We start from the raw sequence: 26,586 nt of genomic DNA on the forward strand, positions 1-26,586 counted from the left end.
TGTGAAAAATACAGAAATCGTTGTGCAAGGTGCACGTGCACATAATTTAAAAAATATCGATGTCACAATTCCACGTGATAAGCTCGTTGTTTTAACGGGCTTATCCGGTTCGGGAAAATCTTCACTTGCATTTGATACGATTTATGCGGAGGGGCAGCGTCGTTATGTTGAGTCGCTGTCTGCTTATGCGCGTCAATTTCTTGGGCAAATGGACAAACCTGATGTAGATGCGATTGAAGGGCTATCACCAGCCATTTCGATTGACCAAAAAACGACGAGTCGTAACCCGCGTTCGACAGTCGGCACAGTAACAGAAATATATGATTATTTACGTTTATTGTATGCACGTATTGGTAAGCCCATTTGTCCAAATCATGGGATAGAAATTACTTCGCAAACAATTGAACAAATGGTGGACCGTCTAGTGACATACCCAGAACGAACAAAAATGCAATTACTCGCACCGATGATTGCTGGTCGCAAGGGAACGCATGTGAAGTTACTGGAAGATTTGAAAAAACAAGGCTTCGTTCGTGTGCGTATCGATGGAGAATTACGTGATTTAGATGATGCAATAGATCTTGATAAAAATAAAAAGCATTCAATTGAAGTCGTTGTAGACCGAGTAGTGGTAAAGGAAGGTATTGCAGCGCGCTTAAGTGATTCATTAGAAACAGCTCTTCGTTTGGCAGAAGGGCGTGTATTGGTCGATGTGATGGAGCATGAGGAATTATTATTTAGTGAACATCATGCTTGTCCACTGTGCGGCTTTTCAATTGGAGAGTTAGAGCCTCGTATGTTTTCATTCAATAGTCCGTTTGGTGCATGTACGAGTTGTGATGGTTTAGGCACTACGCAAGAGGTAGATTTGGAACTTGTTGTTCCTGATTGGGACCGTTCGCTATTAGAGCATGCCATTGCGCCGTGGGAACCGACAAGCTCGCAATATTATCCGCAGTTATTAAAGGCAGTTTGCGATCACTATGAAATTCCAATGGATGTACCAGTAAAAGATCTACCAAAAGAAAAGATGGATAAAATTTTATTTGGTTCTGGAAAAGATAAAATTCATTTTCATTATGAAAATGAATTTGGCAATGTTCGTGACCAAATGATTGAGTTTGAAGGTGTCGTACATAATGTTGAGCGACGTTTTAAAGAGACAACATCAGATTATGTGCGTGAGCAAATGGAAAAATATATGGCACAGCAAGCATGCCCTTCATGTAAAGGCTATCGCTTAAAACCGGAAACGTTGGCAGTGAAAATTGCTGATAAACATATTGGGGAAGTAACACAGTATTCGATTCAAGATGCTGATTTCTTTTTTAAAGAATTATCGTTATCTGAAAAAGATATGAAAATTGCGCGCCTTGTCTTGCGTGAAATTGAGGAGCGACTTGGTTTCTTAGTGAATGTTGGTTTAGATTACCTGACGCTTAGTCGTGCAGCAGGAACGCTTTCAGGCGGGGAAGCACAACGTATTCGTCTTGCAACACAAATTGGCTCCCGTCTAACAGGCGTACTCTATATTCTGGACGAGCCATCGATTGGGCTACATCAACGTGATAATGACCGTTTAATTAGCACGCTACAAAATATGCGTGATATCGGTAATACGTTAATTGTGGTTGAACATGATGAAGATACAATGTTAGCGGCAGATTATTTAATTGATGTAGGACCTGGTGCAGGTGTGCATGGCGGTGAAATTGTAGCTGCTGGGACGCCGCAAGAAGTGATGGAAAACCCAGCATCTTTAACTGGGCAGTATTTAAGCGGTAAAAAGTTTATTCCTTTACCTATTGAACGCCGTAAGCCAGATGGTCGGATGTTGTCTATTAAAGGGGCAACAGAGAATAACCTACAAAACGTTAAAGTTGATATACCATTAGGATTATTCGTTGCTGTTACGGGAGTATCAGGCTCAGGAAAGTCTACTTTGATCAATGAAATATTATATAAAACGTTGGCACAAAAGTTGAATCGTTCTAAAGTGAAGCCTGGCGTGCATAAAGAGGTAACTGGTATTGAGGCATTAGAGAAGGTGATTGATATTGACCAATCCCCAATCGGCCGTACACCACGTTCGAATCCTGCGACATATACAGGTGTATTTGATGATGTGCGTGATGTCTTTGCAACGACGAACGAAGCAAAAGTGCGTGGTTATAAAAAAGGTCGCTTTAGTTTCAACGTGAAAGGTGGACGCTGCGAGGCTTGTCGTGGGGACGGTATTATTAAAATCGAAATGCATTTCTTACCAGATGTGTATGTACCTTGTGAAGTATGTCACGGCAAACGTTACAACCGTGAAACACTGGAAGTGAAATATAAAGATAAAAGCATTGCAGATATTTTAGATATGACGATTGAAAACGCTGTTGTGTTCTTCGAAAATATTCCGAAAATCCAACGGAAATTACAGACCATTGTTGATGTTGGGTTAGGATATATGAAATTAGGCCAACCTGCAACTACGTTATCAGGCGGTGAAGCGCAACGAGTAAAGCTAGCATCTGAATTGCATCGTCGTTCAACTGGTAAATCGTTTTATATTTTAGACGAACCGACAACAGGGTTACATGCAGATGATATTGCGCGATTACTGGTTGTATTGCAACGTCTTGTTGAAAATGGTGATTCAGTGTTAGTCATTGAGCATAATTTAGATGTGATTAAAACAGCAGATTATATTATTGATCTTGGGCCAGAAGGTGGCGACAAAGGCGGCACGATTATTGCGAAAGGTACACCTGAGGAAGTAGCAGAAGTAGAAGGCTCATATACAGGGAAATACTTAAAACCAATTTTAGACCGTGACCGTAAGCGTATGGATGCTGTTTTAGAACAAGCTTCGAAATAAAGGAATTAGTGTCCGTATTGTGCAGTGATATGCATAATACGGACATTTTCTTTTTGAATAGTGAAACTTTTTATAGTGCGAAGCGTAATAATAGTATAACGAACTGAGGGAGGATTTTGATTTATGCAAAATGAACGTCAAAGAATTTTAGAGCTGGTGGAAAAAGGGATAATTTCAGCGCAAGAGGCGATTACATTATTAGAAGCATTAGAGAAACCTAGCAATACCACTCAAAGTGTTATGGATAAGACACCGAAAGAAGATTCTTTCTTTGAAGAAGCGAAAAAAGAGGAACAGCATAAGAAAAGTGATGCCGACCATATGAAATACTTCCAAGAAGAAATGCATGATTTCCGTAAAGACTTATCACAAATCGGTTCGATTTTTATGGATATGATGAATACTGCTGTGAGAAAAGTAAAAGAATTTGATGTATCCACACCATTTGGTGATAGATTGGAATTTGCTCATACGGAGGAACTAGTCGCTTCTGATGTGAAAAATATTATAGTGGATTTACCGTATGGAAGTTTTTCGCTCGAGCCAAGCGAGAGTGATAATATTCAAGTAATGTGTAAGGTGAAAGCTCCTGTGATCAATGACAGTGAAGAGGAAACTCGTTCAAACTTCTTAAATCAATTTGTTGTGAAAAATGAAGAAGGTACACTGCGTATTTTAAGTAATTTAAAACTAGTGCAAGTGAATGTGAAGATGTTAGTACCAGAGAAAGAGCTTGAAAAGTTATCAGTTCGTCTGATGAACGGTGGTGTTACATTACGTGACACAGTGATTGAACAATTGAAATTAAAAACATTAAATGGTGCTATTAAAGGATCAACACTTACATTTAATAAAGCCGAAGTTGATTCATCTAATGGTTCAATTGAATTGACTGGTGTAAGAGGTAAAGATCTAGAAGCCGAAACATTAAATGGACGTGTATATTTGGATGGTGCACTTGATGAAGTTGAGGCTAAATCAGTGAATGGACATGTTGTCGTAACAACTTGTTCGAGTAATTCATCTAAAATTAAAGCACAAACTGTTGCCGGTACAGTTGAATTATATGTTCCACGTACAATGTCACTTAGCGGAAAAGTTGTGACGAATTTTGGTAAAGTAGATGTTGGTATTCAAGATGTATCGAAAATTGAAGCACAAGATCAGTTTTTATCGAAAATAGTACGTTTTGATAAAGAAGTAGAAGGTGCGAACCGCTTGTTTATCGAAGGTGAATCGAAGACGGGTACGGTTTTAGTTCGTTATACGACAACAGAAGAGCAGCAAGTATAAATTAGATATAAGCATTCAAGTTATGTAGCTTGAATGCTTTTTTTCTTATGGTTGTTTCGCTTCAGCACGAAAAAGAGGTTGTCCAAAAAGTCTTTTTAAGTGGAACAACTGGCTTCCTTTATGGTAAAAATCCGCTTCAAGTTCCGCTGGTACAGCGTAAGTTACCCCCCTCGCCACACGTACTTTGTTGCTGTACGTACTCCTACCACTCACGTTTTCTTCGCAAATAATGTTCCCGCGGGAGTCTACGCGGACTTTTACGTGTATATCAAAAAAATAGCTATTCTAGGCCATTCGGAGCAAAAATCTGCTTCTTTTTATTTATATACCTTAATTTATATTAATTCTGTTTGTCGTTTTTTAGCACAGGATTGTATATTTATTGAGGATGAAGGTACTAAATAGCAATAACTGCCATAGAATGAAATGAAACTGTAATAAAAAAACATAGATTGAGTGTTATAATAGTAAGGTGAAATATATAATACGTTTAAGAAATTTAGGTGGTTTTAAAATATGATAGAAATGAAGAATGTGACAAAGAAATATCCAAATGGAGTCGTTGCGACAAATGGCATTTCCGTCAGTATAAAACAAGGTGAATTTGTTTATGTTGTGGGACCAAGTGGCGCAGGTAAATCGACATTTATCAAACTGATGTACCGTGAGGAAAAAGCGACATCAGGTGAAATCATCGTAAACGGTATTGATTTAGCGACATTAAAAAATAAAAAAGTACCTTTTTTACGCCGACAACTCGGCATTGTTTTCCAAGACTTTAAATTATTGCCGCGTTTGAATGTATATGAAAATGTAGCATTTGCCTTAGAAGTAATTGAAGAAGAACCAAAGGAAATCCGTCGACGCGTGATGGAAGTTTTAGAGCTTGTTGGGTTAAAACACAAGGCTCGTATGTTCCCGAATGAACTTTCAGGTGGCGAACAACAACGTATCTCCATTGCACGTTCAATTGTGAATGTACCAAAAGTGGTCATTGCAGATGAGCCTACAGGGAATCTTGATCCCGAGACGTCATGGGAGATTATGAATTTATTTGAAGAAATTAATGCAAGAGGCACTACAATTGTAATGGCTACGCATAACCGTGAAATTGTGAATACAATTCGTCGACGCGTTATTGCCATCGAAGGCGGTATGATTGTCCGTGATGAGCACGGAGGTGACTACGGCTATGAAAGTTAATACAGTAAAACGCCATTTTAGGGAAAGTTTTAAATCACTTGGACGAAATAGCTGGATGACGCTTGCCTCAGTCAGTGCCGTGACAGTTACATTATTATTAGTGGGTGTTTTTGCGCTTATTATGATGAACTTAAATAAAGTTGCATCAGATTTAGAAAACGATGTTGAAATTAAAGTGTTAATTGATGAAACGGCTGATGAAGCTGCTGAAAAAGAATTGCTTGCCAAAATAAAAAAATTACCAGAGGTTGAAGATATAACTTATTCAACGAGAGAAGAAGAGTTATCGGACTTAGTAAAAGATTTCGGTGATGATTTTAAACTATTTGAGCAAAGTAACCCTTTACGTAATGTTGTGTATGTGAAAGCTTCAGAGCCACAACAAACAGCAAGTTTGGCGAAAACAATTGATAAATATGACTTCACGTATGATGTTATGTATGGCGAAGGTAAAGTTGAGAAGCTATTTAAAGCGTTAAATATTGGTCGTAATGTAGGTCTAGTGCTTATCTTGGGATTATTATTTACAGCGATTTTCTTAATTTCGAATACGATTCGTATTACAATTATTGCACGTCGCGATGAAATTGAAATTATGAAACTTGTAGGTGCATCTAATTCCTTCGTACGTATCCCGTTCTTATTGGAAGGGATGTGGCTCGGAATTTTAGGTTCAATCATTCCAATTGCTGTTGTCATAACCCTTTACTACAATATTTATAAAAATGTTGCACCACGATTAAAGGGTGAGTTTATCCAACTGCTTAACTTCTCACCACTTGTATACCAAGTAAGTGCGCTACTGTTACTAATCGGTGTGCTTATCGGTGTTTGGGGAAGCTTCATGTCAGTACGTAAGTTTTTAAAAATTTAGCTTAATCATAAAAAAATATTAAGAAATAGTCGAAGGGAGTTTACTCGGTGAAAAGTACGAATCAAAAATCAACAAACTTTTTTGTAGCTATGGTTGCACTATTCCTTTTTATCCAAACTCCGTCAGTGTATGCAACTAATTTATCGGATTTAAAAGATGAAAAGAAACAAGTAGAATCGAAAAAGAACGAATTGAATTCTTCGATTAAAGAAAAAAAGACTGCTATTAGTTCGAATGAAGTAAAACAAAAAAATTTAGTCGAGCAAATTCAAGCACTAAATGCTGAAATCAACAAAACGAATAATAGTATTCAAGCTGTTTTAGCAGAGATTGATGTTGCTAATACTGAGATTAAAACTTTAAAGGCTTCTATTGAAGAGTTAGAGAGAAAAATTCAAGAACGTGATGAACTATTACAAGAGCGTGCACGTGCAATTCAAGCAGGTGGTTCTGTTAATTATTTAGATGTATTACTAGGGTCTAATAGCTTTGTAGATTTCATCGACCGTTTTTCAGCAGTAAATGCTTTACTCGAAGCAGATCGCCAAATTATGCGTGACCAAAAGGAAGATAAGCAATCGCTAGAAGAGCAAAAGCAATCGCTTGAAAATAAACGTCAAAAGCTTGAAGAAAAAAAGGCAGAGTTACAGAAGTTGAAATCATCTTTAGATGGTCAGAAAGCTGAGAAAAATAAATTAGTAGATGAGTTAGAAAAAGAGCAAGAAAAGCTTAAGTCTGAAAAGGTTTTACTTGAAAAAGAGTACTCAGAGGCACTTGAAATTAGTGAAGATTTACAAAAGCAAATTGTTGCTGAACAAAACCGTATAGTTGAACTTGCCCGTCAAGAAGAAGCAAGACGTAAAGCAGCGGCAGCTGCTGAAGCTGCTGCTAATGCAAATAATGCAAATAATGGCTCTTCTTCAACAGTAAATGCACCAGAGTCAAATGGCACATGGATTAAGCCAACAAATGGACGACTAACTTCTCCTTATGGCTGGCGTAATATTGGAGCTGGTCCAGAGTTCCACTATGGCATCGACTTAGCGAATAAAACAGGTACGCCAATTTGGGCTGCTGCGGATGGCGTTGTTTCTTATGCCGCTCCACTTAGCTCTTATGGGAATGTAGTAATACTGACACATTCTATCAATGGCGAGATTTTTACAACAGTTTATGCACATTTGAATGGTTTCAATGTAAGTAAAGGTTCAGTTGTTTCACAAGGCCAACAAATTGCAACAATGGGTAGTACAGGACGTTCAACAGGTCCTCACTTACACTTTGAACTGCATAATGGCACGTGGCAAGGACAAGCAGTAGGTAGTGTAAATCCACTACGTTATATTCCACTTTAATGATATTTTGAAAGCTATAGACTAGAAGATTTCTAGTTTATAGCTTTTTTTTCGGATGTAAGGTGGATGTCGATAAATTAAGAAATGTGGGCGATAAACTGGAGAAGATGGGTGGTAATTATCGAGAATCGAGCGATAAATTAGCAAACATGTCCGATAACAGTCAAAATATTCATTATGAAAATGATTGTATGCTATGCTAATACCATCAATCTTGATGGAGGATTTGTAGTGTGATTAATACTGAATGGTTTTCAATACGTGCGTTAACGCTACCAGCAACCGCTATTGCATTGTTATTGGCATTTATTATTGTGTGGTTTATTTTGCGCATGCAATTTTCAAAACAATGGGCAGGTTTATATGGAGATGCCATTTTTACGTTTATCATTGTGTGGAAATTTAGCGTAATTGTGACGGATTTCAGCACGATCATTAAGCAACCAATAGGGCTTATTTATTTTAATGGGGGAACACCAGGTGTCTATTTCGGTGTGGTAGCTGTAATCGTCCAATTTTTATGGAAAAAACAAAAGATACAACTAGATGAAGAAGGGGTAACAGCGGTTATTTGGTCAATACTTTTAACGCAATCTTTTTACCAATGGCTCGTTGTATTACTAAATGATAACCCGTTAAAAAGTGAAGTTGTGACATTACTAGTGCTAAGTATACTAACGATTTTCATACTATGGAAAAAGGCAGTGAGGTACTACGTATTAATGATTTATACAGTGGTTTTCGTGATAGTAGCATTGTTTCAACCACTAGGCTTATGGCAAACGGCTGTAGGTGTGAGTATGTTGCTTTTAGTACTTGGCTATATAATGATTCAACAAGTGGGGGGAAGGAAATGAAAAAAAATATTGGTTTACTTGTCATCGTAATACTGGTAGCGGTGATGATTGGTACATATGTGAAACAGCAAATTGAGAAAGAACGAGAGATTGACACTGCTTTACTCGGACAAGAGTTAGAAAACCAAAAGATTGGGTTAGAAAAAGGAGACATGCCGCCTGATTTCACGTTAACGACGTTGGATGGTAAGCAAGTAACATTAAGTGACTTTCGTGGAAAAAAAGTCGTGCTAAATTTTTGGGCTACTTGGTGTCCACCATGTAAAGCCGAAATGCCACATATGCAAAATTATTATGAGCAATATGCAAAAGAACACAATGTTGAAATCTTGGCAGTTAATTTAACAGTTGAGGAACGTGATGTATCAGCTGATGCAAAAATAAATACAGTAATGACTTTTAGAGATAGTTATCAATTAACATTTCCAATTTTACTCGATACTAAAAATGTAGTTGGGCAGGCTTATCAGATCTTAACAATCCCGACAACCTATTTTATTGATTCGAATGGGTATATCCAACAGGCAATTCAAGGTCCGATGAACTTAGATATGCTTGAGAGTTATGTAAAAACGCTAGACTAAATCAATGCAGTTGTCACTTCAGAAAATAAAGTTGTCTCAAAATAGTTGAGACAACTTTATTTTTGTATTTTTGAAAAAAGCTTGTCATACAGTAAAGAGACGAAGGAGGGGAAGCTTGCGCAAAGTTACGTCAATTGTCGGTGTACTTATCATTGGTTTGGTGATAAGTAGTGGATTATACTTTGGGTGGTTTAGTAAAACGGGAAGCAAACAAAGCGTAACGCAGGTCGATTCAATTAATAATGCAATGGAATTAATTCAAAATCAATCCGTCTATAGTACAGAGAAAGATGTACTTGTCGAAGGTGCTTTAAGAGGAATGGCAGATGCCATTAAAGATCCGTATAGTACCTATTATTCGAAGGAAGAAGCTGCACAGCATCGACAAATGTTGGCAGAAGAAAGAGTCGGAATTGGTATTGAATTATCAGAGAATAATGGGAAATTCATTGTCGTGTCACCGGTTCGGTCTTCACCAGCGGAAAAAGCGGGTATGCGTTCACTTGACGAAATTGTACAAGTTGATGATGTGCGAGTAGATGGAAAAACAATGAGCGAGTTAATGCATTTAATTCAGGGGGAAAAGGGAACATCTCTTACAATTGTTGTATACCGACCTAGTGAAGATAAGCATATTAAAATGACGATGAAGCGAGCGGCAATTTCTAATAAGACGGTGTCAAGTGAAGTTGTTATGGTAGAAGATACGGCGATTGGCTATGTAGGAATTTCAATATTCGGCGAGAAGACTGCAGAAGAATGGGTCGCAGAAACAAGCAAATTGTTACGTAAAGATATAGAAGGGCTTGTAATCGATGTACGTGATAATCCGGGTGGATATTTACATAGCGTAGCTGCGCTAGTGAGTAGTATGATGGAGAATGGTAAGGTTTTTGCATATATGCAAAATAGTGAAGGCGCTATGGAGCCATTAAAGACAAGTACTGAAAGCTTTGATGAAAATTATTTACGTACCATGAATAAGATACCGATTGTCCTTTTACAAAATGAAGGTAGTGCATCGGCAAGTGAAGTTTTGGCTGGAGCTTTAAATGGTTGGGGACGTGCTTCGATAGTTGGCGTGACGAGTTTTGGTAAAGGAACGGTGCAGGAATCTTGGGAATTACCAAATGGTGGCGAACTGAAATTATCGACAAATAAATGGCTCACACCGAAAAGAGAATGGGTTCATGGCAAGGGCATTAAAGCAAGTTTAGAAATCGAACAAAATGAATTATTTGCGATTCAATTGCATCCATTAACAGGGCAATTTAAAACGGGAGATATGAGTGAAGAGGTTGCTTATACGCAAAATGCTTTAAAAAAGCTAGGTTACAAAATCGTTCGTTTAGATGGTTATTTAGATGAAGCGACAGAAGGCGCTGTGAAACTTTATAGAGAGCACAAAAAGTTACCAAGAGCAGAAGAGGGTATTTATGTCGACACAGCATTTTTTAATAGCTTAAATGAAACATTAAAAACGTATAAAGAAGATCGCAAAAATGATGTGCAATTCCAAATGGCAATAAGCTTTTTAATGCATAATCTTCAACAATAGTTATAATACTCATTGTAAAATGATAGAAGCATGATGCTTCCTACTAGTTTGTACTACGCAATCGAGTGGTCGTTTGATACAATGAAAACATAGTATTTGAAACAGAAATGGCGGGTGTTCGTATGGCTAGTAATATTTTAATAGAGATTGTAACAGCGATTGTCCGCTTTTTATTGAATCCAGTTGTATATATAGCAATTTTATTAGCTATATTTTTAGGATATAGCCGTGTGAAACAGGAGCGTAAGTATTTTAATAGACGTATTGTATGGGGCTGGACAGAGCTCATTGGACAATGGAAACATGGTTGGTTATATGCGCTTATTATATCGATCATTAGCGTGATAGGTGGATTGACAGTACCGGAAGCATTTTTAGTTGTATTGTTAGTGGTTTCTGCTACGGCTCTTGTGTTTTTCTTTATCAATGCGTTGTCCCCGATTTATACGATGGGGCTTGCCACACTTGCTGTTTGGGGAATGTATACGTATGATTGGTCCTTTTCATGGTGGAAGATTTCATTCGAAGGCATGGATTTATTGAACGGAGCGATTGTGACGATTACAATATTGACTGGGCTTGGTGTAATTGCAGAGGGGATGCTTATTCGTCGAGTAGCAAAGACTGTGACATCTCCACGGGTAGAAAAAACAAAACGGGGCATGCAGGCGATTATTTATCGCACTAGAAAACTATGGGTATTGCCGATTCTATTTGTGATACCTGGCGGCGCGATACCTGCATATTTTCCGTATTGGCCACATTTTACAATAGAAGGAACGACATTTGCATTTGTGCTATTTCCTTTAGTCATTGGCTTTTCAAAAAAAACGAGAAAGCATGTCCCAGTTATGCAACTTCCAAAAATCGGTCGCTCCGTCTTGTGGCTAGGACAGCTGATTATAGTGGGGGGACTTGCGGCATATTTTGAACCTATAATTGGTTTTATTACGCTTGCGATAGGGGTTTGTATTCGTCTTGTAATTTCTATCTATTATGCATTGCAAGATAAAACGGATGTATATGCTGTAGCGCCAAGTACGAAAGGTGCAATAATCGCGGCAGTATTACCGGACTCACCAGCTGAGAAAATGGGGCTACTTGTGGGCGAATGTATTCAAAAGGTCAATGGTTTGCCTGTCTATACGGAAAGTGAGCTGTATGAAGCGTTACAAATTAATGCGGCACATTGTCGTTTAGAAGTGCTTGATCGAAACAATGAAATTCGTTTAACGCAACATGTTATTTATAGTAATGACCATTATCGTATCGGATTACTATTAGCGGAGCAGAGGGATTTATAATGGACGTAACTGGGAAAATAATACTGGCACTATTTTTACCAGCCTTTTTAGTGATCTTTTTTACACGTATAACCTTTAATCGTTTTGTAGCACTTGTGCTAGCAATCGCGCTTATAGCAGCTTCGGTTTATGCGGGATATACATCGCCACCTATTATTTTTGTTATTGACGCCCTGTCATTGACTGCTGGTTTCTGGTTTGCGAGTCAGATAATGAATAAAAAAGAAAACTAAAAGGTGCTTTGCAGTGTAATGACTGCAAAGCACCTTTTTACATGAAGAAACGTACGCCCGCCATAATAACGACGCCAGCAACAACTGTAATAGACAAACTTTTTGTCACAAGGGCAATCAATAATGTCGGCACAAATGTAATAAATACTGGCCAATCGAGTGTGACGTAACTTTGACTTTCTGTATCCAATAAATTTTCTATGACAAGCGCGCTTAGAATACACACAGGAATGTAGCTGAGCCATTTCAATACGACATCGGGTAACTTGACACTCCGTACGAACATAAATGGGATAATGCGTGGTAGCCATGTCACTAACGCACAACCAATAATAAGCCAGACCATAGATGCTGTTGTGGTCATTTATCTGTCACCACCCCAATAGTAGCAACAATGACTGTCGCAACAAGGACTGCTACGTGTGAAGGTACAATATAGGATAAGCCGTACATGATGACAATCATATAACCGATTAACTTTACATAATGCATGACCTTGCTTTTTCCGACACTTCCGAGTTGTAAAACGAGTAGCGCGACAAACATAGCAATGAGTGCAAAGTCTAAGCCCCATTTTTCAGGATTGGCTACCCATTTTCCTAAAAAGGCCCCAGCTACACAAGATAAAATCCAAAATGAATAAGCTGTAATATTGAGTCCGTCCATCCATTTACCATAAAGCTTGCCATTCTGCATTTGCTTTGTTACAGCCACCCCAAATGTTTCATCTGTTAAAAGTGTGCCGAAACCGACATTTCGGAGCAACGAATAACGAGTAAAGTGTGGCGCTAATGTTAAACTCATTAATAAATGGCGGAGATTTACGACGAAAATGGTTACAATAATAGCAGAGGCAGGACTACTTGTTAAAAGTAGCGCACAAAAAATAAATTGTGCAGAGCCTGCATACACCAGTATAGTTAAAAGAGCGATTTCAAGAACCGATAATCCGGAAGCGGAACCTACCACTCCAAATGCAAGTCCTATACTAATATAACCGAGTAAAGTAGGGATACAATCTTTGACCCCTTGTAGAAAGCTATCGTCGGATGGGATAGTTGTTTCATCACGGAGATCTGTCATACTTGTCATAAATAGGTCATCCTTTCGAAAAGCATTCCATGTATACTAATGATGGAATAGTTTGATAGTTCAGATATGTTTATTAAAGTATACATATGTCTTTTAAAATAAACAATAGAAATTGGTGAATAAAAATGGAGCAAATGAGCCGAAATTTAGCCTTTCAATTAAAAAAAATTAGACAACAACGAAGTTTAAGTTTAGATGAAGTGGCGAGGCTAACTAGTGTAAGTAAGGCACAGCTTGCACAAATTGAAAAAGGTGAGTCAAACCCGACTGTTTCGACAATATGGAAAATAGCTGCGGGTTTGCGCATTTCTTTTTCTTCACTACTACAGCCACCGACGGCACATTTTATGAAATTTAGTAGTAAGGATGCGCCACATGTTGATGAGGATGAGGGACGATATCGTGTGTATTCAATTATTCCTTATGATCCTGAGCGTGGCTGGGAATTTTATAAGGTGGAAATGGAGCCTGGGGCGTGGAGTAGAAGTGAGGCGCATACGGAAGGGGTAGAAGAAACCGTAACCGTTATTCAAGGACAAGCGGTAATTTCTGCGGGCGATATGCATGAACAATTGGTTGAAGGGGATACACTAGTATTCTCGGGTCATCAAGACCATGAATATAAAAATACATCGGATTCGTTAACGATTTTACATTTAATTTTGCAATATAAATAGAGGTGTCGGTGCTTGAGTGAATGGTTTACTGTTGAAAATATAGAAAATCTTGCGTCACAATATCGAACACTAGGTGGACCGCTTATCGGCTTGTTATTGCCGTTCTTGGAGGCATTTTTACCGTTCTTACCATTGGTCGTGTTCGTCGTGGCAAATGCAAGTGCGTTTGGTTTATGGCTTGGGTTTTTACTATCGTGGCTTGGTTCTGTAGCTGGATCATATGCAGTGTTTTTAATCGTTCGCCATTTTGGTAGGCATCCAAAGCTACGATTTTTAACGGGTGGCAAGAAGGTACAAAAGCTCATTAAATGGGTGGACATGAATGGTATTAGTCCATTATTTGTATTACTATGTTTCCCATTTACGCCATCGGTACTTGTAAACATCGTGGCTGGACTATCACATATGCGCAAGGAGTTTTATTTAATCGTACTGTTAGCGGGTAAATTAGTGATGATTTTAGGCATGAGCGTACTTGGTTATGACTTAAAAGCTTTGCTCACGAGCCCTGTACGCCTGGTGATTGCCGCTGTAGCAATCGTCATACTGTGGTGGCTTGGAAAACTAATGGAGAAGCGTTTGAATGCAAGGGTCGAACAAGACTTGAAGCGCGCACGGAAATTGAATAAAAATGAATAGTTTTAGAAGTATACGTAATGTCCTTTTTATCATGTAAAATGGTAGAAAGGATATTTTTGATTATTTGACTTGTAGATAAATCATTGATGATGACAAGATTTAATAAAGAGGGGGCGAAGTAAATGTCACTACGAGTAATATCAGGTCGTGCAGGAACCGGAAAATCAGCATTTATCCATAAAGAAATTGTGGAGCAGTTAAAAAGTGATCCATTAGGTAAACCGATTTTCATTATTGTGCCAGACCAAATGTCTTATACGACGGAGTATGAGCTTACGAATAGACACGGCTTGAACGGGTTAATTCGCGCACAGGTTATGACATTTAAGCGTTTAGCATGGCTAGTGTTACAGGAAACCGGGGGGATTGCCCGGGAGGAAGTAAATGGCTACGGCTATCGGATGCTTATTCGAAAACTACTAGAAGAACAAAAAGGTGACTTCTCGTTATTCCGTCAGGCTGCAGGTAAACGTGGCTTTACAGAAGAAATTGAAACATTACTACGTGAATTTAGTCGTTACAGTGTAAATAGTACCGTTTTAGCGGAAGTATCAGAATCTTTAAAAGCCATTGATGCACCGAATACACTGCAAGCGAAAACGAACGACTTACAAGTTGTATTAAAAGCGTTAGAAGACCGTCTTGGGACAACCTATGTGGATAGTGAGGGCTATTATCCCATTTTAACCGAGCAGTTGAAAAATTCGGAAACGATGAAGAACGCAATGATTTATATTGATGGCTTTACGGCATTTACAGTGAGAGAGCTAGAACTTGTAAAAGAGTTACTAAAAGTGACAAAGCAAGTTAGCGTGGTACTTCCTTTTGACCGTGCAGATGAAGCAAATGATGAACAAGCACTTTTTAATGAAGCAGCCACAACTAATCAACGTTTACATGATATCGCAGTGGAAGAAGGTGTTGATATTGATCCACCGCTTCATTTTGTGACGACTTATCGCTATCTTACAGGGGATTTAAGCCATATTGAGGCCGGGTTTTCTGAAATCTTACCAAAATCAAAGCCATCAACTGGAGATTTAGTGGTACTGGAGGCTTCTAATCGTCGTTCAGAAATACATGCGATTGCCCGGGAAATAACCAAACTTACAAGACACGACAAATATCGATTTAAAGATATTGTGTTGCTTTACCGACAGGCGGATATTTATGATCCACTTATTGCAACCATTTTCCCACAATATGATATACCGGTATTTTTAAATTCTAAAAAGCCAATGCTTCACCATCCACTGATTGAATTTAGTCGTTCAGCGTTAGAAGTAGTAACGTCTAACTGGAAGTATGAACCGGTGTTCCGTAGTGTGAAAACGGATTTGTTTTTTCCAGTACAATCGGAATTAAGTGTCTGGCGTGAGCGTGCAGATCGACTCGAAAATTATTGCTTAGCGCAAGGTATTTACAGCGAACGATGGTTTGAGGAGTCACGATGGTTTTATAAAAAATATCGAGGGCTAGAGTTTCATTCTCGCGTGCAAACAGATGAAGAACGGGCGATGCAAGCAGAAATTGAGGCCATTCGAGATATCATTCGTGAACCTCTAAAAAAATTGCAAGACAAACTCGAGGTGGCGAAAACTGGCCGCGATGTGGCAATAGCCCTATTTGAATTAGTGGAAGAAGTTCAAGTATTTGAAAAGCTTCAAACGATGAAGGATAGAGAAATTGACAAAGGGGATATGCTTGCTGCTAGTGAGCATGACCAAGCTTGGAATCAATGGATTGCAGTGCTTGATCAATTTGTTTATATGTTTGGGGAGCAGGAGATGACGGCCGAAGAAGCGGCGAAAATTTTAGATGAAGGTTTTGATACGTTGGAGTTTTCGCGTATTCCTCCAACGCTTGATGAAGTTACAGTGGCGACAGTGGAATTAGCCCGTTTATCAGACATCAAGGTAGCCTTTGTATTAGGAATGAATGATGGTGTTTATCCAACTCGTTTGGATTATGAAGGGTTGCTGTCGGATACTGAACGTGAATGGTTTACGCAAATTGGCTATGAGCTTGCCCCAACATCGAAGAATAGATTATTGCAGGAAAACTTTTTAATATATCGTGCATTGACGACACCATCTGAAAAATTATATATGACGTATCCAACTGCGGATGAAGAAGGAAAGGCATTGCTTTCATCTTTTTATATTAAAAAAGTAATCGGTGATGACAAAACAGCAGGATTGCTTAGTGGTGTATCTATACAGCGTGTGGTGATTGATCCAATTGAAGAACTGACAGAAAATACGGCTCTTTCTTATTTACGTCATCCTAGAACCTCATTGTCTTATTTAATGGTGCAATTACGTCAAGCAGAGCATAGTCGGGAGCTTGCACCAGAGTGGTTGGCATTGAAGAAGTTCTATGAACAAGATCCTTATTGGGCGCTTATTTTACAGCGTGTGATGCATCCAGTGGCACATAAAAATGAAGCAGAGTCTTTAGAGCCGTATATTACGCAAGAATTGTATGGATCAAAACTAACGTCGAGTGTATCTCGTGTGGAGAAGTACTTCCGCTGTCCGTTTTCGCATTTTACAACGTATGGCTTGCGCTTAGAAGAGCGTGCTGAATACCGTCTGGAATCATTTGCGATGGGTGATTTATTTCATGAGGCTTTGAAATGGATTACAGAAGAAACACAGCGTCAGCAAATTTCATGGATACGTTTGACGAAGCAACAGATTCAGCAACTGTCCCGTCAGGCTGTAGAGCAAATTGTACCAGTCTTCTCTCATCAGATACTATTATCAAGTGCGCGCTATCGTTATATACAGCGTAAGCTTATCCGCATTGTTGAGCGTACGATGACAGCATTATCGCAGCATGCCAATGTTTCACATTTTAAACCAATTGCTATTGAGGCATCATTCGGACCGGGGCGTGATGAGCAGTTGCCTCCGCTTGAAATTGATTTAACAGGTGGTAAGAAAATGTTGATGCGTGGACGTATTGACCGTGTAGATAGTGCAACCATTGATGACCGTTCGTATTTGCGAGTGGTGGATTATAAATCATCGAGTCGAGATTTAGATTTAAATGAGGTATATCATGGGCTTTCATTGCAGGTAATGACATACTTAGATGTTGCTATGGAAAATTCTTCTTACTGGCTACCAGGAGATGCGGAGCCAGCAGGAGTGTTATACGTACATGTGCATAATCCAATGTTGAAACTTGATAAGGATATGGCGGAAAGTGAGATTGAAGCTGACCGACTCAAACAGTACAAAATGAAGGGGCTATTAACTGAAAATCCAGAGGTCATTTTGTCAATGGATGAGCAGCTTGAGGAAGGTGGAGGCTACTCTCAAATTGTGCCGGTGTACATGAAAAAAGACGGCACACCATCGGAATCACAGTCTCGCGTTGTACCTGTCAACGATATGAAAAATATTCAACATTTCGTACGTCAAAAGCATAAAGAAGCTGGGAACGGAATTTTAGCAGGAGATACAGCGATCAGCCCGTATAAATTAAAATCGAAAACAGCATGTGATTATTGTCAATTTGCAGCTGTGTGTCAATTTGATCCGTCTGATGGCAAGCAAAGCTACCGCCAGTTATCCCAAGCAAAGCCTGTGGAAGTCGTTGAGAAAATTCGTAAGGAGATGAAGTAACATGGTGCAGACAATACCTGTGAAGCCAGCCAATGTCACGTGGACGGATGACCAGTGGAAGGCGATATACGCTAGTGGTCAGGATACACTTGTTTCAGCCGCCGCCGGCTCCGGTAAAACAGCCGTGCTCATTAATCGGATGATTGAAAAAGTGGTGGCTACAGAAGATCCAATTAATGTGGATGAGCTTTTAGTTGTGACCTTTACGAATGCTTCTGCTGCAGAAATGCGCCATCGAATGGCAGAAGCACTTGAAAAAGCAATCATTGAAAATCCATCATCTACTCACTTGCGCCGTCAATTAAGTCTCATTAATAAGGCACAAATTTCAACTCTGCATTCATTCTGTTTAGCAATCGTTAAGCAGTATGCATATATGTTAGAAATCGACCCAGGGTTCCGGATTGCAAACGAAGCGGAAGTAGCATTATTAAGAGATGATGTACTTGCAGATGTTTTAGAAGCGGCGTATGACACCCTTGATGAAGCAAAGGCACATGCATTATATCGACTGGTTGATAGTTTTACATCGGATCGTGACGACCAAGCTATTGAAATATTGATGAGTAAGCTTTACGATACATCACGTGTTCATGCAGAGCCGTTCAAATGGCTAAAAAGTTTATCTGAAGAGTACAAGTTAGTGGAAGATGTAACAATTGATGATTTAGAGTTGTCCCAATATGTAAAGTTGACGGTCAAGCATAGTTTAGAGGAAGCATTTGTCCTTATATCTGAAATGCGAGAAATTACATTAAAACCAGATGGTCCTGCTCCCTATGCAGAAACAGCAGAGATTGACTTTGCCATGATTCAAGAGGGCATTCGTATTAGTCGTGAAGGGACTTGGCAGGAGTTATTTGATTATTTTGGGACAGTAAAGTGGACGAAGTTAAAAAGTGTTAAAAAGGATGCCTTAGCGAATCCTGATTTGCAAGATTTAGCGAAGAAAAAGCGTGAAGCAGCAAAAAAAATAGTCAACAAAATGAAAGAGACGTATTTTGTAAGAACGCCAGCACGTTTATTGGAAGAAATTCGATTAATGGCGCCGACAATTGAAACATTAGTGGAGCTGACAGAACAATTTAGCGAGCAGTTTAGTATGGCGAAATTAGAGCGAGGCATTATTGATTTTTCTGATTTAGAGCATTTTGCCTTGCAGATTTTAACGATTGAAGAAGACGGGCATCTAAAGCCATCGCCTATTGCTTTAGATTTTAAGAAACGTTTTAAAGAAGTACTTGTCGATGAATACCAAGATACGAATATGCTACAGGAAACGATTTTGCAACTTGTGAAAAATGGTGATGAGCATGACGGCAATCTCTTTATGGTAGGGGACGTCAAGCAAAGTATTTACCGCTTCCGTTTAGCAGAACCGAAGCTCTTCATGCGGAAATATGGTGAATTTGTGGAGGAACCAGAGAATACTGGAATGCGTATAGATTTAAACGCCAATTTCCGAAGCCGCAAGGAAGTACTAGATGGCACCAACTACGTGTTTGCACAAATAATGGGCGAGCGAGTTGGAGAAATTGACTACGATGAAAAGGCATCATTAAAACCTGCTGCACCTTATGATGACAAAGAAGTGCCTGTAGAGTTAACGATTTTATATCCACCACAAGAGGAAGCTGCTGATGAAGATAATCAAGATGAACCGGTAATTAGTGAAGCATCTGAGCTAGAAGAATTGAAAAAATCACAATATGAAGCGCGTTTTATTATTGAACGGATTCAGCAGTTAATGGCAGAAGGATCGACTGTTTTTGATACGAAATCTGGTACTGAACGTCCGTTAAAGTACAGTGATATTGTGATTTTAATGCGTTCAATGACGTGGTCAGCAGATTTAGTAGAAGAGTTTAAGCTTGTAGGAATACCTCTTTATGCAGAGTCATCTAAAGGTTATTTTGATGCACTTGAAGTGATGATTATGCTAAATACATTAAAGGTCATCGATAATCCATATCAAGATATTCCCCTAGCCTCTGTGTTGCGTGCTCCGTTCGTTGGTTTAACAGAAAATGAGCTGGCGAAAATTCGTTTAGCAGAGCCGAAAGCGCCTTTTTATGATGCATTAAAGCAGTTTGTACGGAGTGAGGGACGCGGAGTACAATCCGAAACATTTGAGAAACTCCAACGTTTTATGCTGCAGTTTGAAAATTGGCGCGATTTAGCTCGTCGTGGCTCACTGTCAGATTTAATCTGGAAAATTTATTTGGATACGCATTATTACGAAATGGTTGGGGCGATGCCGAATGGACGACAACGACAGGCGAACTTGCGTGTCTTACATGATCGAGCCCTAATGTATGAACAAACGGCATTCCGTGGTTTATTTAGATTCCTACGTTTTATCGATCGTATGCGTACACGTGGAGATGATTTAGGAACGGCAAAGTCTATTGGTGAAAAAGATGATGTTGTACGCCTTGTAACGATTCACTCTTCAAAAGGATTGGAGTTCCCAGTTGTTTTCGTGGCAGGTATGGGGCGTCCATTCAACAAAATGGATTTCCATAATCCATATTTGTTTGACCAAGATTATGGTTTAGCTGTGAAGGCAATTGATCCTGAAGACCGCATTACGTATACTTCCTTGCCATTTTTAGCGATGAAGGAGAAAAAAGAATTAGAAATGCGTGCTGAAGAAATGCGCGTGCTTTATGTAGCGATGACACGTGCGAAGGAACGACTTATTTTAGTTGGTTCGGTGAGAAATTGGGAGAAAACACGTGAAAAGTGGCAGGATGCACAAAGCCTACCACTTGATGCACCGTTACAAGAATATTTACGTGCGCGTGCCAATAGCTACTTTGACTGGGTAGGACCTGCAGTTGCAAGGCATATAGATTTTGCTCCGTTAGCAGATGGACCATACAAAACGAGAGACAATCCATCAAGGTGGTTTGTACAAGCGATGTCGACGTTAGCATTCGATTATGAAATGCCTATAGACCATGAAGAACTACAGCAAGAGTTAGCAACAATAGAAGATCAAGCATTATTCAATGAAATTATGAACCGTTTCCAAGCACAGTACAAATATCAACAATCAACGTTAAAACGTTCAAAAACATCCGTTAGTGAGATTAAACGTCTAGAAAATTTACAGCGTCAAGAAGAGCCAGAATATTTCTTTTCTGCGCCCAAAAAACAAGAGACTACGATTGCACCTAGACCTGCATTTTTACAGGAAAAACGTATGACAGGTGCTGAAATCGGGACAGTTGTCCATGCTGTTATGCAGCATGTGCCACAGTGGGGTTTTTCAACTGTGCAAGAAGTTGAAACATTCGTTGCAAATTTAGTGGCGAAGCAATTATTAACTGAGTTTGAGGCGAAAGCTGTGCCGTGTGAAAAGGTTGTGCATTTCTTTACAACTGATATCGGACAACGTTTTAAAGAGGCAAAGCAAATTCGTAGAGAAATGCCATTTACGATAAGTCGTGTAGATGAAGATGGCGATGCACAAATCGTGCAAGGTATTGTAGACTGTTTATTCGAAGATGCGAATGGTAACTGGGTATTATTGGACTATAAAACAGACCGTATTCAAGCCCATTTCGCAGAAGAACCTGCATTATCAAAGGAATTACTAGGGCGCTATGCTGTCCAGTTGCGTGTTTACAGTGAAGCGATTGAATCAATATTGCATATTCATGTAAGTAAAAAAGTACTGTATTTATTCGATATTGGAAAAGAACTTCACGCGGAGTAAAGCAACCTTTGAGTAAGAAAAACGCTCCATTTTGTAAAAGATATGGGCTGTTTTTCCAAGAGGGTGTAATATATAGTGCAGGCGTGTTGATTAGGAGAATATTATGTGGTTATTTGCCAATGTATTGGTTATTTTCAATGCTAAAGTATGTTACCTTAATTTTAGTTGATTGTAGCGGAGGGTGCTCGACTCCTGCGGGGTATACAAGCTTACCGAGACCCTGCACGGAGCGTAGCGAAGGAAGCGGCTCGGTGCTTGCCCGCGGAAAGCGAGCATCCCGTAGCGGAAATCAACCTACCACTTTAATAGTATTGAGATAAATTGGTTAATTAACACCGCTGATATAGGGGAGTATTTGCAAGAGGAGGATATTTTGTGGATTTAAAACCTACGATGTTGCAAGAACGTATTGCAACATTAGATATTTTACGAGGCTTTAGTTTGTTCGGTATTTTACTAGTTAATATGTATGCATTTTATTTGCCGATGCCTTACATCGATTTGGCGACATGGTTTACAACACCGTCAGATATCGTATGGCAACAAAACTTAGACATTTATGTACAAAGTAGTTTTTATCCGCTATTTGCCATGTTATTTGGCTATGGTTTAGCGATGCAGTGGCAAAAGGCACAAAGTCGTGAAATGAAATTTTACGGAACTGGATTTCGCCGATTAGGTGTATTGTTTGTCTTTGGTCTAGTACATGCCGTGCTAATTTGGTGGGGCGATATTCTAATGACATATGCGTTTTGTGGCGTATTTTTATTGCTACTTCTACGCTTAAAACCGATTTGGCTACTGCTAATTGGAATTGTTATTAATGGTATTTTCCAGCTGTTTATGCTACTTGCTGCAGCACTCATTAGTATTAGTGGTGAAGCTTTAGATTCATATTTAGATATTACGGCAGTAGAAAAAGCTATTACTGCATATGGTTCTGGTAATTGGGTCGACGCTTTTATGCAGAGGCTTGATGATTTGTCCTTACAGGCTAGTGTAGGTATGTGGGTTGTTGCACTATTTACGATATTACCCTACATGTTAGTGGGAGCAGCTGCGTCGAAGTGGAAGTTGATAGAACGAGCCAAAGAATTAAAGTGGCTTTGGGTTGCGCTAGCAGTACTAGGACTAGGTGTAGGTATATTTGTGAAAAGTTTGCCTATTTTACAAACTAGAACATATTTGCTCGATTTTATAAAAGTCTATATTGGTGGGCCAATTTTATCGGTAGGATATGTCGGTCTCATTGTATTACTTTGTTTAGTGCCAGTTATTTTAAAGTTGTTAAGTCCGATTGCCAAAATGGGCCGTATGTCGATGACGATGTACATTATGCAATCCATTATCGGAACATGTTTATTTTATCAATTCGGTTTAGGTTGGTATGGTAAGGTAAGTGTCGAAACAGGCGTGTTGATTGCAGTAGGTATTATTGTTGCACAAATAGTCATCGCTGAAATTTGGTTGTCGAAATTTAAGCAAGGACCTTTAGAGATGATTTGGCGTAAATTTACGTATAAAAAAATGTTGTCGGAAAAGTAAGGCAATTTGTTGAGTATTGTTGTATCATGTAGAAAAAAGAAGGAGTCTTAAATCATGAAAATTTTATCATTTAAATTAGGTGGACATGTAAGTTTTGGACCAAAAGTAAAAAAAGAAGAAGCAGTATGGGATGTACTGGCTATTCAAAATGAACTTCAAGTTCTCCCTTCTTTTTCAAATTCGATTGTAGATGGTATTGCATTAGGCTTCGATTTTGTTGAACAGATTCGTAAATTAGTAGAAGCAGCAGAGAAATCAGATCGTGCAGAAAGCTTCAAGCGTGAATTTACAGTAATCGAGTGGTTATCTCCAATCCCACGCACACCAAAAAACATACTGTGTATTGGTAAAAACTATGATGAGCATGCAAAAGAAATGGGCGCACAAGCAGCACCAACAGATTTAATGGTATTTACAAAATCACCAACTGCTATTGCTGCAGATGGTCAAACATTATCTATTCATGCAGATCTTTCTTCTAAGATGGATTATGAAGGGGAACTTGCTGTCGTGATTGGCAAGCGCGGAAAAAATATTCCTAAAAACTTGGCATTTGATTATGTATTTGGTTATACAATTGGTAACGATATTACTGCACGTGATCTGCAAGATAAGCATAAACAATTTTTCTTAGGAAAAAGTCTTGATGGTACTTGTCCACTTGGTCCTTATCTTGTTACAAAAGATGAAATTCCAAATCCACAAGATTTAACAGTTGTGACAAAAGTAAATGATGAAGTACGTCAAAACGGTACAACAAAAGATATGATGTTTACGGTAGAAGAACTAGTATCAACTCTATCAAAACATGTCACATTAGAGCCAGGGGATGTTATTTTAACAGGGACGCCAGCGGGTGTTGGTAAAGGTATGACGCCTCCACAATTCTTGAAGTCTGGTGATACTGTAAAGGTTTCTATTCAAGGTATTGGCACATTAGTCAACCACTTCGAATGAAAATCTGAAATATTTGAAACCATTTCCACGTCATGGTAGGATATAGTTTGATAGAAAAATTATGAGGTGAGAAATAAATGGATTTTTTAACAAGTTCAGTGCATCCACACATTACGACATGGGTAGTCGGTATCGTACTCTTTTTAATCGCAGCACTTAGTGGCAAGCAATCAAAAGGTTTACATATGGCATTGCGTCTATTTTACATTCTAATCATCATTACTGGTGGAGCACTATTCATCGAGACAATGGGCTTGGGTGAAGGTATGCTTTATGGCTTTAAATTTATCGGTGGTATTTTAGTAATCGGTATGATGGAAATGGTATTAGTTCGTCAAAAGAAAAACAAACCAACGGGTATGTTCTGGGCATTATTTGCGGTGTTCTTATTCATCACAATGTTCCTAGGATTCAAACTACCATTGAATTGGAATTTTTTAGCGTAATTGATCGTAAAGGTCGTGAAGTATTTGCTTCACGACTTTTTATTTGCCCATAATTGTCCATGAAAGTAGAATGACACCTTTTTGTCGCAATTGTTTTTACATTTCAGGAAAATGTTTCGAAAAGATAGCGGTTTCTATGTTTTATTTGGTAAAATGACGATGGATTGGTTTGAAAGAGAGGGAATATAATTGAAGTTTAAGAAGTGGATAAGTGGAACAGCAGCATCGTTATTAATCGCTACTTCATTATTTGGGGCTACGCCTTTAGCACAAGCAGATGAAGTACAGAAAAGAACGATTGCTGAGGAAAGCATCTATGATTTACTCGTTGACCGTTTCTTTAATGGTGCGGGTGAAAATGATTATGATACAAATACGAAAGATCCTGCGAAATTTGCCGGGGGCGACTTTAGAGGATTACAAGATAAAATAACTTTCATCGGAGATATGGGCTTTAGCATCATTTCTATTGGTACTATTTTTGATACGGATAAATACGATGGCTCGATGCCAACAAGCTATACAGCGCTAGAAGAGCATTTTGGGACAGCTGAAGAATTTCAAAGTGTTGTTGAAGCGTATCGAGCAAAAAAAATGTCTATTATGATTGATTTCCCATTAAGCAATGTGAGTCCAAATCATGAGTGGGCAAAGGATCCTGCAAAGCAAAGTTGGATTACTTCTAGTAATGATGGACAAGTTCAGTGGGACTTAGCAAACGAAGAAGTACAAGCTGCACTTATTGAGGCTGCAAGTGATTTTGTAACTACATATGATATTGGTGGCGTTCGTTTAACAAACTTAGATGGGGCTAATACTGAATTTGTGAATACGATGATTGAAGCGCTTAAAGATACAAAAGAATCATTGTATGTGATTTCTAATGAAGAAAGTGATGCAAATTTTGATGCAACTTTCTCACAAGAAACAGCTGATATTTACCGCAATATTTTCAAAAATGTTGATATGGATTCAGCAAAGTTAATGGAACCATTTTCAGGTGAAAAACCAATGCAAATTATGGTAGATACGCTTAGCACACATCGTTTTACGTTTGACTCTGCAAATGAAAATATGTTTCCACCAACGCGCTTAAAAATGGCAATGGGTACATTATTTATGTTACCAGGGGTACCCGTTGTGCAGTACGGAACAGAAATTGCGATGAATGGTGACAAAGCTCCTGATACGCATCAATTTTATAATTTTAAAATCGATGAAGAGTTAATCGACTATATTGAAAACTTGCAAACGCTACGTAATAAATCAGCAACGCTTCGTAATGGTGAGTTTGAATTGATTACGAATGACAACGGCTTACTTGTATTTACTCGTACATCAGATGAAGAGAAATGGGTCATCATGGTGAATAATACAAGTAAAACAAAGCGCGTCGATTTAACACCTGAACAACTAGGTGACAAAAAAGCGTTGAACGGTATTTTAAATGAAGAAAAGGTCCGCTTGAATGAAAAGGATGTCTATCCGATTATATTAGACCGTGAAATGGTTGAAATTTATCAAGTAAAAGATGATGAAGGCTTAAATATTCCGTATATGGTGGCACTTGGCTTAGTTTATGTATTATTTATCGGCTTTGTAATTGTTATTATAAAACGTGGGAAGAAGCGTCGACAAGAGCAAGATACAGCACAATAATCTATAAAAAAGGAGATGGTTCAAATGTTTTTTGAGCCATCTCCTTTCTATGTGACAGCCCCTACATATTCGTAAACTTAAGGGC

General features: G+C 38.7%; 21 protein-coding genes. 18 read left to right on the forward strand and 3 right to left on the reverse strand.

The genetic code is table 11. The features are described from left to right. Nucleotide 1: 1 nt before the first annotated feature. Together uvrA and ACIQZG_RS04790 are read left to right on the forward strand one after the other, a co-directional pair. Complete coding sequence (uvrA, locus tag ACIQZG_RS04785; protein ID WP_402754025.1) at nucleotides 2–2,866, forward strand: excinuclease ABC subunit UvrA; 2,865 nt, start codon at nucleotides 2–4, stop codon at nucleotides 2,864–2,866. 123 nt (nucleotides 2,867–2,989) lie between these two features. Next, nucleotides 2,990–4,159 (forward strand): DUF4097 family beta strand repeat-containing protein, encoded by a 1,170-nt coding sequence (locus ACIQZG_RS04790; RefSeq protein WP_402754026.1) that lies wholly within the window; start codon nucleotides 2,990–2,992, stop codon nucleotides 4,157–4,159. Nucleotides 4,160–4,204: 45 nt separating this feature from the next. Here the strand turns inward: ACIQZG_RS04790 and ACIQZG_RS04795 are convergent, their stop codons facing one another. After that, entirely contained in the window at nucleotides 4,205–4,372 is a 168-nt protein-coding gene (locus tag ACIQZG_RS04795; RefSeq protein WP_402754027.1) for a hypothetical protein, read from the reverse strand. A 303-nt stretch (nucleotides 4,373–4,675) separates the two neighbouring features. On the opposite strand from ACIQZG_RS04795, the gene ftsE reads away from it, so the two are divergent. The 8 genes from ftsE (at nucleotide 4,676) to ACIQZG_RS04835 (ending at nucleotide 12,127) form a co-directional block, all read left to right on the forward strand. After that, nucleotides 4,676–5,362, forward strand: a complete 687-nt coding sequence (ftsE, locus tag ACIQZG_RS04800; RefSeq protein ID WP_402754028.1) for a cell division ATP-binding protein FtsE — start codon at nucleotides 4,676–4,678, stop codon at nucleotides 5,360–5,362. After that, complete coding sequence (ftsX, locus tag ACIQZG_RS04805) at nucleotides 5,352–6,236, forward strand: permease-like cell division protein FtsX (protein ID WP_402754029.1); 885 nt, start codon at nucleotides 5,352–5,354, stop codon at nucleotides 6,234–6,236. The genes ftsE and ftsX overlap by 11 nt, the downstream gene beginning before the upstream one ends. Before the next feature lie 89 nt (nucleotides 6,237–6,325). After that, nucleotides 6,326–7,591: a murein hydrolase activator EnvC family protein gene (locus ACIQZG_RS04810; protein WP_402754186.1), complete on the forward strand. Its 1,266-nt coding sequence runs from the start codon at nucleotides 6,326–6,328 to the stop codon at nucleotides 7,589–7,591. A gap of 233 nt (nucleotides 7,592–7,824) precedes the next feature. After that, complete coding sequence (locus tag ACIQZG_RS04815) at nucleotides 7,825–8,448, forward strand: hypothetical protein (protein WP_402754030.1); 624 nt, start codon at nucleotides 7,825–7,827, stop codon at nucleotides 8,446–8,448. Beyond that, on the forward strand, nucleotides 8,445–9,032 hold the full coding sequence (locus tag ACIQZG_RS04820; protein WP_402754031.1) for a redoxin domain-containing protein: 588 nt from the start codon (nucleotides 8,445–8,447) through the stop codon (nucleotides 9,030–9,032). The genes ACIQZG_RS04815 and ACIQZG_RS04820 overlap by 4 nt, the downstream gene beginning before the upstream one ends. 115 nt (nucleotides 9,033–9,147) lie before the next feature. Continuing rightward, a complete protein-coding gene (locus ACIQZG_RS04825; RefSeq protein ID WP_402754032.1) occupies nucleotides 9,148–10,590 on the forward strand; it encodes a S41 family peptidase in 1,443 nt (480 codons plus the stop codon). A gap of 122 nt (nucleotides 10,591–10,712) precedes the next feature. Beyond that, nucleotides 10,713–11,894, forward strand: a complete 1,182-nt coding sequence (locus ACIQZG_RS04830) for a PDZ domain-containing protein (RefSeq protein ID WP_402754033.1) — start codon at nucleotides 10,713–10,715, stop codon at nucleotides 11,892–11,894. Further along, nucleotides 11,894–12,127, forward strand: coding sequence for a CsbA family protein (locus tag ACIQZG_RS04835; RefSeq protein ID WP_402754034.1), 234 nt, complete (start codon nucleotides 11,894–11,896; stop codon nucleotides 12,125–12,127). The genes ACIQZG_RS04830 and ACIQZG_RS04835 overlap by 1 nt, the downstream gene beginning before the upstream one ends. Before the next feature lie 37 nt (nucleotides 12,128–12,164). Here the strand turns inward: ACIQZG_RS04835 and ACIQZG_RS04840 are convergent, their stop codons facing one another. Together ACIQZG_RS04840 and ACIQZG_RS04845 are read right to left on the reverse strand one after the other, a co-directional pair. Further along, entirely contained in the window at nucleotides 12,165–12,491 is a 327-nt protein-coding gene (locus tag ACIQZG_RS04840; RefSeq protein ID WP_402754035.1) for an AzlD domain-containing protein, read from the reverse strand. After that, nucleotides 12,488–13,219, reverse strand: a complete 732-nt coding sequence (locus ACIQZG_RS04845) for an AzlC family ABC transporter permease (RefSeq protein ID WP_402754036.1) — start codon at nucleotides 13,217–13,219, stop codon at nucleotides 12,488–12,490. Before ACIQZG_RS04845 ends, ACIQZG_RS04840 begins: the two co-directional genes overlap by 4 nt. A 125-nt stretch (nucleotides 13,220–13,344) precedes the next feature. Here ACIQZG_RS04845 and ACIQZG_RS04850 point away from each other — a divergent pair, with 125 nt between their 5' ends. The 8 genes from ACIQZG_RS04850 to ACIQZG_RS04885 all read left to right on the forward strand — a co-directional run bounded on the left by ACIQZG_RS04850 (nucleotide 13,345) and on the right by ACIQZG_RS04885 (nucleotide 26,501). After that, complete coding sequence (locus ACIQZG_RS04850) at nucleotides 13,345–13,896, forward strand: helix-turn-helix domain-containing protein (protein ID WP_402754037.1); 552 nt, start codon at nucleotides 13,345–13,347, stop codon at nucleotides 13,894–13,896. Between the two features lie 12 nt (nucleotides 13,897–13,908). Beyond that, entirely contained in the window at nucleotides 13,909–14,535 is a 627-nt protein-coding gene (locus ACIQZG_RS04855) for a TVP38/TMEM64 family protein (protein ID WP_402754038.1), read from the forward strand. 122 nt (nucleotides 14,536–14,657) lie between these two features. Further along, nucleotides 14,658–18,170, forward strand: coding sequence for a helicase-exonuclease AddAB subunit AddB (addB, locus tag ACIQZG_RS04860; RefSeq protein WP_402754039.1), 3,513 nt, complete (start codon nucleotides 14,658–14,660; stop codon nucleotides 18,168–18,170). 1 nt (nucleotide 18,171) lies between these two features. Then, on the forward strand, nucleotides 18,172–21,894 hold the full coding sequence (gene addA / locus ACIQZG_RS04865) for a helicase-exonuclease AddAB subunit AddA (protein WP_402754040.1): 3,723 nt from the start codon (nucleotides 18,172–18,174) through the stop codon (nucleotides 21,892–21,894). A gap of 375 nt (nucleotides 21,895–22,269) precedes the next feature. Beyond that, nucleotides 22,270–23,439, forward strand: coding sequence for a DUF418 domain-containing protein (locus tag ACIQZG_RS04870; protein ID WP_402754041.1), 1,170 nt, complete (start codon nucleotides 22,270–22,272; stop codon nucleotides 23,437–23,439). Between the two features lie 54 nt (nucleotides 23,440–23,493). Continuing rightward, complete coding sequence (locus tag ACIQZG_RS04875; RefSeq protein ID WP_402754042.1) at nucleotides 23,494–24,396, forward strand: fumarylacetoacetate hydrolase family protein; 903 nt, start codon at nucleotides 23,494–23,496, stop codon at nucleotides 24,394–24,396. Nucleotides 24,397–24,473: 77 nt separating this feature from the next. Next, nucleotides 24,474–24,842, forward strand: coding sequence for a YisL family protein (locus ACIQZG_RS04880; RefSeq protein WP_402754043.1), 369 nt, complete (start codon nucleotides 24,474–24,476; stop codon nucleotides 24,840–24,842). Nucleotides 24,843–25,031: 189 nt separating this feature from the next. After that, entirely contained in the window at nucleotides 25,032–26,501 is a 1,470-nt protein-coding gene (locus tag ACIQZG_RS04885; protein ID WP_402754044.1) for an alpha-amylase family glycosyl hydrolase, read from the forward strand. Nucleotides 26,502–26,586 lie beyond the last annotated feature (85 nt).

This window comes from Lysinibacillus sp. NPDC096418 (genome assembly GCF_044762775.1).
GTDB lineage: Bacteria > Bacillota > Bacilli > Bacillales_A > Planococcaceae > Lysinibacillus.